This is a genomic window from Kitasatospora sp. NRRL B-11411, assembly GCF_000721345.1.
In the GTDB taxonomy this organism is placed as follows: Bacteria; Actinomycetota; Actinomycetes; order Streptomycetales; family Streptomycetaceae; genus Kitasatospora; species Kitasatospora cineracea.
Map to the genome: position 1 here is coordinate 1 of NZ_JOGH01000166.1, position 10,258 is coordinate 10,258.

Here is a 10,258-nt window from a genome sequence, read left to right on the forward strand (position 1 = left end):
GTACGGGGACGGCGACGGGGACGGGAGCGGGGGCCGGGGCGGGGGTGAACTCGATGGCGGTGAGGCGGGGGGCGGCGGTGCGGGGGAGCAGGACGGCGGAGGCGACGCCGGGGGGCAGCGGACCGGCGGCGGTGACCAGGGCGCGCAGGGTGGCGGCGGAGCGGCGGTGGCGGGCGAAGGCGTACCGGGAGACCCGGCGGCCGCGGCGGCGCTGGCCGTCGGCGGCCTGCGCGGGGGTGGCGTCGAGCAGCAGCAGGTGCAGGCGGCGGCCCTGCCGGGCGGTGGCGCGGGCCAGGGCGCGGCGGACCCAGGGCAGGGTGCCGCAGTCGTGGACGACCAGCGGGCCGCCGGCCCGTACCGCCGCGCGCAGCCGCAGGTAGTGGGCGAGCCGGACCAGCGGCCGGTACAGCGCGTACGGGACGCCGGGCAGGGCGCGGGCGAACCGCGCCCGGGTGTGCTGGGAGTCGATCACCCGGGCGCGGGCGCAGCGCCGCATCAGGGTGCTCTTGCCGCTGCCGGGCAGCCCGGAGACCACCAGGACGTCGTCCGCCGGGTAGGCCAGCCGGGCCGGGGCGGGACGGCCGGTCAGGTCGTGCCGGGCGTGCGGGCGCAGCTGCGGGGGCACACGGTCCTCCTCAAGGGGTCTGCCGGTCAAAGGGTCTGCCAAAGGGTCTGCCAAGGGGGCGTCATGTGAACGTCATGCCCAGGGAAGTCGGTTCCAGCCCCTCGGCGGTGCAGCTGTGACGCGGCTGTTTCCGTTCCCGGACACCCTGGGTGAAATGCGGCGGATGATCCATGGCAGGGTGGGCGGATGCGATTCGCCCCGGGGGAGACCGACGGGGGCGCAGGGGATCAGTGGGAAAAGGGGTGGGGGCACATGAGGTTCTGCTTCCTGGTCGAGGAGCACTACCGCAACGACGGGATGCCGCTGGCCGTGGTCGAGCACCTGCGGGCCACCGGCCACCGGGTGGACGTGCTGCGGCCCGGCGCCGACCTGCTCGACCTCGCCGAGCTGGTGCGCACCGGCGCGCACGACGCGTGGGTGCTCAAGACCGTCTCCGGCGGCCCGGGCCTGGGCCTGCTGGAGTCCGCCGCCGCGGCCGGCCTGACCACCGTCAACGACGCCCGGGCGATCCGCCCGGTCCGCGACAAGGCGCAGACCGCGGTGGTCGCCGCGCTGCACGGCCTGCCGATGCCCCGGACCTGGGCCGCCGCCGACCCGGCCGCGTTCGCCGCGGTGGACGCGGACCGCTACCCGCTGGTCGTCAAGCCCGCCGACGGGTCCTCGGGGCGCGCCGTCCACCTGGTCGAACGGCCCGAGCAGCTCGCCGAGTTGGCCGCGCCCGCGGACGGCGGCCTGCTGATCGCCCAGCCGTACGTGCCCAACGACGGCTGCGACCTGAAGGTGTACTGCGCGGGCGGCGAGTTCTTCGCCACCCGGCGCACCTCGCCGCTGCACCCGCACCACCCCGCCGTGGAGCGCCCCGTCCCGCTGCCGCGCGAGGTCGCCGCGCTGGCCGCGCAGGTCGGCGAGGTGTTCGGCCTCGACCTGTACGGGCTGGACGTGCTGGTCGGCCCGGACGGGCCGGTGGTCGTCGACATCAACGACTTCCCGAGCTTCCGCCAGGTGCCGCGCGCCGTCGAGCGGGTGGCCGACGCCGTGGTCCGGCTCGCCCGCAGCGGCTCCTCCTGGCCGACCCCCGGCGCGGGCCCGCTGCTCACCGACGCCGGGGTCCCCGACGCCCGGGCCGCCCGGTGACGCCGCCCCGGCCGCTGCGGATCGCCCTGGTCGCCCGCGAACCCGGCCACCCGCTGCTCGCCGGGGCGCTGCGCCTGCTGGAACAGGACGGGCACCTGACGGCCGGTCCGGACGAGCCGGCCGACGTGGTGCTGCTCAAGGCCCGCGACGCCCGGTCGCTGCGCCGGGCCGAGGCGTACGAGCGGGCGGGCACGCCGGTGCTCAACTCCGCCGCCGTCACCGCCCGTTGCCAGGACCGGGACTGGATGGAGCGCACCGCCCGGGCCGCCGGACTGCCGTTCGCCCCCACCCTGGGCGGCGGCGTCCTGGCCGCACTCGGCTGGCCCGGGCCGGTGGTGGTGAAGAGCCGGCACAGCCGCAAGGACGACCTGGTGGCCCGCGCCGACACCCCCGCGCAGTGGCACGCGCTCGCGCGGGCCTGGCCGGACGAACCGGTGCTGCTGCAGCGGCCGGTGGCCGGCGACGGCTGGGACCGCAAGGTGTGGGTGGTCGGCGGGCAGGTCTTCGCCGAGCAGCGCCGCTCCGAACTGGAGCCCGGCGGCCCGGAGCGCCGCCCCTGGGCGCCCGACCCGCAGGAGCGGCGGATCGCGCTGGCCGCCGGGACGGCGTTCGGACTCCAGGTGTACGGCGTCGACCTGCTGCCGGGCCCGGACGGGCCGGTCGCCGTCGACGTCAACGCCTTCCCCGGCGTCCGCCTCCAGCCCGGCGCCCCCGAGGCGCTCGCCGCGCTCGTGCTGCGCACCGCCGGGCGCTGAGCGCCGCCACCCCGCCGGCCGTGACCTGCCGTGTGACCTGCCGGTTCCGGGCCGGCGGGCCCTGCCGCGGGCCCACCCCGTCGGTCCGCCCGGCCGCGGGCGTCTGCGAGAATCGGTGCGCGGCGGAGCCACGGACGAGGAGGAGCGCGGTGCGCGAGGAGGAACCGCGGTCGCGGATCCCGCAGCTGAGGCTGGACGAGCTGCTGGCCGAACTGCAGGCCCGGATCGACGTGGCCCGGGGCACCCGGGACCGGGTGCACAGCCTGCTGGAGGCCGTGCTGTCGGTCGGCCGGGAGCTGGAGCTGACCCAGGTGCTGCGCCGGATCGTGGAGGCCGCGGCCGTCCTCGCCGACGCCGAGTACGCGGCGCTCGGCATCATCGGCCCGGACGGCGACACGCTCTCGCAGTTCATCACCGTCGGTCTGACCGAGGAGGAGATCGCCCGGATCGGCCCCTACCCGACCGGCAAGGGCCTGCTCGGCGAACTCATCCGGCACCCGCAGCCGCTGCGGCTGGAGGACCTCACGTCGCACCCGGCGTCCACCGGCTGCCCCGCCCACCACCCCGAGATGCGGACCTTCCTCGGCCTGCCGGTGCGGGTGCGCGACGAGGTGTTCGGCAACATCTACCTGACCGACAAGCGCGGCGCGGCCGGGTTCGACGACGACGACGAGTCGGTGATCGCCACCCTCGCGGTCGCCGCCGGCGTGGCCATCGACAACGCCCGGCTGTACGAGGAGGCGCAGCGCCGGCAGCGCTGGCTGACCGCCACCGCCGAGATCAACCGCCGCCTGCTGTCCGGCAGTTCGCGCACCCAGGTGGTCGAGCTGATCGCCCAGCGGGCCTGCGACATCTCCGGCGCGCAACTGGCCGACGTGCTGACCGCGCTGCCCGGCGGCGCCGAGCTGCGGGTCGAGCTGGCCTTCGGCGGGAACGTCGACGGGCGGGTCGGCGTGGAGGTGCGGGCGGCCGGCACGATCTCCGGCGCGGCCTGCGCCACCGGCTTCCCGGTGACCTCGCACGACCTGGCGCGGGACCCGCGCTTCCCCGGCTGCGTGCCGCGCTTCGCGGGCATGGGCCCGGCCGTCGCGGTGCCGCTGGGGCGGGCCGAGGGCCACACCGAGGGGGTGCTGCTGCTGGTGCGCGGCAGCGGCGAGCCGGAGTTCACCGAGCGCGAGATCGACCCGCTGCTGGGCTTCGCCGACCAGGCCGCGCTCGCCCTGGAACTGGCCGAACGGCGGCGCGACGCCGAGCAGTTGGCCGTCCTGGAGGACCGCGACCGGATCGCCCGGGACCTGCACGACCTGGCCATCCAGCGGCTGTTCGCCACCGGCATGACGCTGCAGAGCGCGTCCCGGTTCATCGACCACCCCGGGGCGTCCGACCGGGTGCTGCGGGCGGTCGGCGACCTGGACGAGACCATCAAGATCATCCGCTCGACGATCTTCGGGCTGCGGGTCCGCGAGGCCGGTGCCGGACAGGGCCTGCGGGCCCGGGCCGTGCACGTGGTCGAGGAGGCGCAGGCCGCCCTCGGCTTCGCACCCCGCCTCAGCATGGAGGGCCTGCTCGACACCGACGTGCCGCCCGCCGTCGCCGACCACCTGGTCGCCGTCCTCGGCGAGGCGCTCAGCAACGCCGCCCGGCACGCGAAGGCCGGCCGGGTCGAGGTCGCCCTGCAGGCGGCCGGCGGCCACGTCGCCCTCACCGTCCAGGACGACGGCGTCGGCATCCCCGCCCAGGGCCGCCGCAGCGGCCTGCGCAACCTCGAGGAACGCGCCCGCGCCCTCGGCGGCACCCTCGCCGTCACCAACCCGCCGACCGGCGGCACCGTCCTCAACTGGACGGTCCCGCTGGGACACTGACGGTCCGTCAGGAATAAGCCGGGCTCCCCGGCCGGCTTCTGACGGACCGTCAGGGGGATTCCAGTGCCGCCGCCTTGCGCAGCAGCACGGCCCGCTCGCGGGCGTTGCGGCACAGGCGGGCGGCGAGTTCGAGCTCGGTGCGGGCCTCGGCGGTGCGGCCCAGGCGGGTGAGCAGTTCGCCGCGGACGCCCGGCAGCAGGTGCGAGCCGGGCAGGCGGTCGGCGGCGAGCAGCTCGTCCACGAGGGCCAGCGCCTCGGCCGGGCCGCTCGCCATGGCGACGGCCACCGCCCGGTTCAGCTCGACCACCGGGGACGGCGCCACCCGGCCGAGCGCCTCGTAGAGCAGCACGATCCGCTCCCAGTCGGTCTCCGCCACCGACGGCGCCACCGCGTGGCAGGCCGCGATCGACGCCTGCAGCCCGTACGGGCCCAGGCCCCGCCCGGCCGTCGCGGCCCGGCCGAGCGCCGCCAGCCCGCGCCGGATCGCGGGGCGGTCCCAGCGGGTGCGGTCCTGGTCCTCCAGCAGCACCGCCTCCCCGTCCGGCCCGGTCCGGGCCGGGAAGCGGGCCGCCGTCAGCTCGAACAGCGCCAGCAGGCCCTGCGGTTCGCCCTCGCCCGGCAGCAGGGCCGCCAGCGTCCGGGCCAGCCGGAGCGCCTCGTAGGCGAGGTCCGGGCGCAGCAGGTCCTCGCCCGCCGTCGCGGTCGACCCCTCCGTGAACACCACGTACAGCACGCTCAGCACCGCGCCCAGCCGCTCGCGCCGCTGCTCGGCGGGCGGCAGCCCGAACGGGACGCGGGCCGCGGCGATCGTCTTCTTCGCCCGGGTGATCCGGGCCTGCACGGTCGGTACCGGCACCAGGAACGCCCGGGCGATCTCCTCACTGGACAGGCCGCTCACCACCCGCAGCGTCAGCGCCACCCGGGCCTCCGGCGCGAGCACCGGGTGGCAGGCGGTGAACACCAGCGCCAGCACGTCGTCGTCGATCCGGTCCGGGTCCCACGGCAGGTCGTCCGCCTGCCCGCCGCCGGGCGCCGCCCCCGCGTGCGCCTCGCCCTCGGCGAGCGGGCCCGCCAGCAGGGCGTAGCGCCGGTCCAGCGCCGCGCGGCGGCGGAAGGCGTCGATCGCCCGCCGCCGCGCGGTCGTCAGCAGCCAGCCCACCGGCTCGGCGGGCACGCCGTCGCGCGACCAGGCCACCAGCGCCTCGGCGAGCGCCTCCTGCGCGACGTCCTCGGCCAGCGCGAAGTCCCCGCCCCAGCGGGCCAGCGCACCCACCACCCGGGCGGACTCGATCCGCCAGACCGCGGCGACGGCCCGCCGGGCCGACTCCGTCACCGGCGGGCCGTCGTGGGTGGAGGGCATCAGAGCTGGCCGGTCCGCTCGCGCCAGGCCCGCTCCATGGCGACCCACTCGTTGTCCTGCGGGAACTCGTCGATGCTCGGCACCCGGCGCACCTCGCACTTCGCCCCCGGCATCGCGGGCAGCCGCTTCGCCCACTCCACGGCCTCCTCCTTCGAGGCCACGTCGATCAGGTAGAAGCCGCCGAACAGCTCCTTGGTCTCCCCGTACGGACCGTCGGTGACCACCGGCACCTCGCCGTCGTAGTCCACCACCACGCCCTGCGACGGGTCGTCCAGCCCCTCGGCGGCCACCAGCACGCCCGCCCGGATCAGCTGCTCGTTGAACCGGCCCACCGTTTCGAGCATCTCCTCGAACGGCGTCTCCCCCATCTTGGCCATGGTCTCGTCCGTCGCCCGCATGATCAGCATGTACTTCGCCATCGTCGTTCTCCTCGCTCGGGGGGCCTTCTCACGACCCCTTCTATCCCAAGGTCGAACGGCGCGGACCCGGATCGACACCGGAACCGGAAAAGTTTTCCGCTTTCCCCGCGGCTCCCCGAAGCTCCCCGCGGCTCCTCGCGCACCGGCCGCCCGGCGGCTTCCGGTAGGCTCCGGACCTCCGCGCCGATGATCATCCGGACGGGCGCGGGGGAGGGGAGCCGAGCGGTGAAGCGGGTCGTGCGGTGGGGCGCGGTGACGGTGATCGGCGCCGTGGCGGCGGGCGGGTACGCGTTCGGGGTCCTCGACGAGTCCGCGCCGGGACGCGGCTGCCGGGGCACCGGCGACCGGGTGCGCAGCATGGAGACCGCGATGACCGCCCTGGACCTGCCCGCCGGCGCCGCCCCCGCCCCCGGGAGCCCCGACCGGGACGGGCGGAGCGGCCCGGTCACCGAGTCCGGCTGCTTCACCGACCACTCCGGCGTCCCCTGGGCGTACGCCGCCGGCAGCTACACCGGCGCCGGCCCGCGCGAGCGGGTGCGGGAGTTCTACCGCACCGCCGCCCTCGCCGACGGCTGGCACCACCAGCCCGACCCGGACGAACCGGACGGCGGCCTGTGCTTCACCCGGACCGTCGACGGCCACCCCAGCCTGCTGACGGTGGGCTTCACCGGGTACGCCGCCGACAGCGGCGCCTACCGGGTCGAGGTCGGCCACTTCGCCGACGACGGCGCCACCCGCTGCGCCGCCCCGGCCACCGTCCGGTACTGACCGGCACTCAGACTCGGCCCGCGGCCGGGGTGCTCAGGGCCGAGCCTCCTCCCGGTGCAGGTCGAGGGCGGTGAGCAGGTGGAGCGCCGCGTCCGTCCAGCGGTCGGGGGACGGGTCGGCGGCCAGGGCGTCCAGCAGGGCGGCGGCGGTGCGCAGGCCGGTGCGGCGCAGAGCGGCCGCGGCCGGGGCCAGTTGGTGCGGGAGGGCGGCGTCCAGGCCGGTGCGGGCGAGTTCGGCGAGCGCGGTGCGGGCGGCGGTCAGGGCCGCGGCCAGCGGGTCGGCGGCGGCCGGGGGCAGGGCGGTGAACGGGTGCGGGTCGGTCTCGGCCGCCAGGTCCGGGTGGACCGGCCCGGCGGCCGTGCGCACCGCCAGCGGGTCGAGGACGGGACGGCCCGCCTCCGGCCGCAGCAGGCCGCTGACGTGCGTCACCGTGCCGGACTCCAGGGCCGCCGCCAGCGCGTCGATCCGGCCCGGGCAGAGCACGTCGTGCTCGGCGGAGAGCCGCACCTCCGTGCCCGCCGCGTCCCGCAGGACGGCCTCCAGCCGCTGCCGGGCCGGGTCGTAGCCCAGCGGGCCGACCTCCGCCACGGCCAGCACGTGCGCGTTCTCCGCCTCGATCCGGGGCCGCACCGGCCGCGGCGGACGCCCGCCCAGCGCCCGCAGCCGGGCCGCCGCGTCGTGCAGCAGCAGCGGCGCGGGCAGCGACGCCCAGGCGTCGCCGAGCGGCGTGACGCTGGTCGAGGCGATCCGGCCCCGCTCCACCGTCACGGCCCGGCCCGCGCTGCGCGAGACCGACTCGCTGACCAGGTTCGACCCGGCCAGCGCCCGCACCGAGTGCCCGAGCAGCCGCCGCCCCGCCAACTCCGCGCCCGTGCCCGGCCGTCCCTCCGGCACCGCCCACCGCTTGCGCAGCACCAGGGCGATCCCGGCGTCCGGCTGCGCCAGGTAGAGCTCCGTGCACCGCTCCGCCCCGCCCCGGCCGGCCGACACCCGGCAGCCCAGCGCGACCAGCCGGGTCCGGCGCAGCTGGGTGACCGCGCTCTCCCCGGTGCCCAGCGCCAACGCCCGGTCCGCCGCCCGCAACCGGGCCCGCAGCTCCACCAGCAACTCGGCCACCCGGTCCGGGTCGTGCCGGGTGTCCCGGTCCGCGTACGCCGCCAGCTGCACCCGCAGCTCGGCCGCCGCGGCGGCCGGCCAGTGCGCCGACACCGCCGTCAACTCGGCCTCCACCCGGGCCAGTTGGGCCAGCAGGACCGGACCCGTCCGGGCCGTGCCGGTGCGCAGCAGTTCCTCGGTGAGCGCCGCCACCGCCACCGCCGCCGTCGCTGTCGCCGTTGCCGTTGCGGGAGCCGGCTGCGCCCGGTCCGCCGTCGCCGTCGCCGTCGCCGTCGCCGTTGCCGTCGCCGCCGTCCCGGCATCCGCCCGCTTCGGGCCGCCCGCGGTGCGTGCCGAACCGGACGGCGTGCCGTCCTCGTCCGCCGCCCGGAACGCCCACACCGCCAGCGTCACCAGCTCGCCGTGCCGGGCCGCGGTCGCCCCGCTCAGCGCGAAGTTCAGGCTGCGCGGGACGGGGAAGCGGACGGTGCAGCTGGGCAGTTCCACCGACGGCGCCGGGTGCGCGGCGTCCATCCGCTGCACCGTCACCCGCACCCCCCGCTCCCAGGCCCGCCGGGCCGCGGCGAGGGCCGGGCGGCCGAACGCCGCCAGCAGCGCCGCGTCGTCGAACTCGGCCGGAGACCACGGGAGTTCGGGCTCCGGAGGCGGGACGGTCGCCTTTGCCCCGGGTGCGGAATCGGATTCGGGTGCGGATTCGGACGAGGACTCGGATGCGGATTGCGGCTGGGCCTGGGCCTGGTAGGCGAGGACCAGGCCCACCAGGTGGCGGCAGACGCCCGGGGCCGGGCAGCTGCACGTCCCCGCCTCCAGCGGGACTCCGGCGGGCAGGGCCGCCCGGCTGCCGTCCGGGAACGCGGCCGTGACCTCGCCGGCCGCGTCGAGGGACACCGAGGCCCCGGCGCCCGAGTCGAGTTCGCGGGCCGCCCGCTTCACCAGGCCGCGGTTGGCCAGCGCGGCCAGCGTGTCGGCGTCCAGCGCCAGCAGGTCCGCCCGGGCGTTCACCGGCCCACCTTCTCCGCCACGAACGCGGCCAGCGCGCCCGGTGTCATCGCGCCCACGTGCGCCCCCAACCCGACCAGCCGGGCCGCCAGTTCGCGGTCGTACACCGGTTCCGCCTCCTCGTCCAACGCGGCCAGCCCGAGCACCGTGCTGCCCTGCTCCACCAGCGTCCGCACCCCGCGCAGCAGTCGGCCGGTGTCGCCGCCCTCGAAGAAGTCCGACACCAGGACCACGATGCTGCGCCGCGGGTTGTCCAGCAGCCCGGCCGCGTAGTCCACCGCCCGGGCGATGTCGGTGCCGCCGCCGAGCTGCACCCGCATCAGCAGCTCCACCGGGTCGCTCACGTCCTCGGTCAGGTCGACCACCGAGGTGTCGAACGCCACCAGGTGGGTGCGCAGCCCCGGCAGGTTCCACAGGCAGGCCGCCGTCACCGCGGAGTGGATCACCGACCCGGCCATCGAGCCCGACTGGTCGACCAGCAGCACGAGTTGCCACCGCTCCAGGGTGCGCCGCGTCCGGGAGTGGAAGTACGGCCGCTCGATCAGCAGCCGCCGCTGCTCCGGCTGGTAGTGCGCGAGGTTCGCCCGCACCGTGGACCGGAAGTCGAAGTTCCGGGCCAGCGGGACCAGGCTGCGGCCCGGCGCCCGCGCCCCGGTGAACGCCCGGCGCACCTCGGGGCGCAGTCGGGCCAGCAGCTCGCGCACCACCGCCTCCACCAACCGGCGGGCCAGGGAGAGGAGTTCGGGGTTCATCAGGTGCTTGGTGCGTAGCACCGCGCGCAGCAGCGCCGGGCTCGGCTCCACCCGGGACAGCACCTCCGGGTCGGTGACGATCTCGTCGATGCCGTACCGCTCCACCGCGTCCCGCTCCAGCCGCTCCACGGTCTCCTTCGGGAACAGCCGGTGCACGTCCTCCAGCCAGTCCACCGGCGTCACCACGGACGGCCCGTCGCCCCCGTGCCGCGAGCCCCCGTGCCGCGAACCGCCGCGCCCGCTGCCGCCGGAACGCCGGACCCCGCGCCGTCCCGCCTCCGGGTCGCGCCCGTACAGCCACTCCAGCGCGGCGTCCTGCGCGGCCGCCCGCCCGTCGAGCGGACCGGTACAGCGCTCGGCGGGCGCGCCGAGGATCAGGCGCCAGCGTTCGAGGCCCTCGTCGGGGAGGTGGGAGGACGGGGTCGCGGGGGAGGACGGGGACGCGGGGGAGGGGCCGGTGTCTTCGGG

General features: G+C 77.2%; 9 protein-coding genes. 4 read left to right on the forward strand and 5 right to left on the reverse strand.

The features are described from left to right. On the reverse strand, nucleotides 1–625 hold a 625-nt coding region (locus tag IH44_RS0136760), incomplete at its 3' end, for an AAA family ATPase (RefSeq protein WP_030464185.1). A gap of 252 nt (nucleotides 626–877) precedes the next feature. On the opposite strand from IH44_RS0136760, the gene IH44_RS0136765 reads away from it, so the two are divergent. From IH44_RS0136765 to IH44_RS0136775, 3 genes are all read left to right on the forward strand, one after another. Next, nucleotides 878–1,759 carry a RimK family alpha-L-glutamate ligase gene (locus tag IH44_RS0136765; RefSeq protein WP_030464186.1) on the forward strand — a complete coding sequence of 294 codons (882 nt, stop codon included), beginning with the start codon at nucleotides 878–880 and terminating at the stop codon, nucleotides 1,757–1,759. Further along, entirely contained in the window at nucleotides 1,756–2,514 is a 759-nt protein-coding gene (locus IH44_RS0136770) for a RimK family alpha-L-glutamate ligase (RefSeq protein ID WP_369795044.1), read from the forward strand. Before IH44_RS0136765 ends, IH44_RS0136770 begins: the two co-directional genes overlap by 4 nt. A 149-nt stretch (nucleotides 2,515–2,663) precedes the next feature. Next, nucleotides 2,664–4,376 carry a GAF domain-containing sensor histidine kinase gene (locus IH44_RS0136775; protein ID WP_030464188.1) on the forward strand — a complete coding sequence of 571 codons (1,713 nt, stop codon included), beginning with the start codon at nucleotides 2,664–2,666 and terminating at the stop codon, nucleotides 4,374–4,376. Between the two features lie 49 nt (nucleotides 4,377–4,425). On the opposite strand, the gene IH44_RS0136780 is transcribed toward IH44_RS0136775, so the two are convergent. Together IH44_RS0136780 and IH44_RS0136785 are read right to left on the reverse strand one after the other, a co-directional pair. After that, nucleotides 4,426–5,736, reverse strand: a complete 1,311-nt coding sequence (locus tag IH44_RS0136780; protein WP_232795239.1) for an RNA polymerase sigma factor — start codon at nucleotides 5,734–5,736, stop codon at nucleotides 4,426–4,428. Beyond that, nucleotides 5,736–6,155 (reverse strand): YciI family protein, encoded by a 420-nt coding sequence (locus tag IH44_RS0136785; RefSeq protein ID WP_030464190.1) that lies wholly within the window; start codon nucleotides 6,153–6,155, stop codon nucleotides 5,736–5,738. The genes IH44_RS0136780 and IH44_RS0136785 overlap by 1 nt, the downstream gene beginning before the upstream one ends. 225 nt (nucleotides 6,156–6,380) lie before the next feature. Between IH44_RS0136785 and IH44_RS0136790 the strand changes: the two genes are divergently transcribed. After that, entirely contained in the window at nucleotides 6,381–6,923 is a 543-nt protein-coding gene (locus tag IH44_RS0136790) for a hypothetical protein (protein ID WP_051818075.1), read from the forward strand. Between the two features lie 33 nt (nucleotides 6,924–6,956). Here the strand turns inward: IH44_RS0136790 and IH44_RS0136795 are convergent, their stop codons facing one another. Next, a complete protein-coding gene (locus IH44_RS0136795; protein ID WP_030464192.1) occupies nucleotides 6,957–9,041 on the reverse strand; it encodes a hypothetical protein in 2,085 nt (694 codons plus the stop codon). Further along, complete coding sequence (locus tag IH44_RS0136800; RefSeq protein WP_030464193.1) at nucleotides 9,038–10,168, reverse strand: VWA domain-containing protein; 1,131 nt, start codon at nucleotides 10,166–10,168, stop codon at nucleotides 9,038–9,040. The genes IH44_RS0136795 and IH44_RS0136800 overlap by 4 nt, the downstream gene beginning before the upstream one ends. Nucleotides 10,169–10,258 lie beyond the last annotated feature (90 nt).

What these genes read in the sequence shown, in the direction of transcription:
- IH44_RS0136765 (WP_030464186.1), top strand. Translation starts at nt 878, where the DNA reads ATGAGGTTCTGCTTCCTGGTCGAGGAGCACTACCGCAACGACGGGATG.
- IH44_RS0136780 (WP_232795239.1), bottom strand. Translation starts at nt 5,736, where the DNA reads ATGCCCTCCACCCACGACGGCCCGCCGGTGACGGAGTCGGCCCGGCGG.
- IH44_RS0136785 (WP_030464190.1), bottom strand. Translation starts at nt 6,155, where the DNA reads ATGGCGAAGTACATGCTGATCATGCGGGCGACGGACGAGACCATGGCC.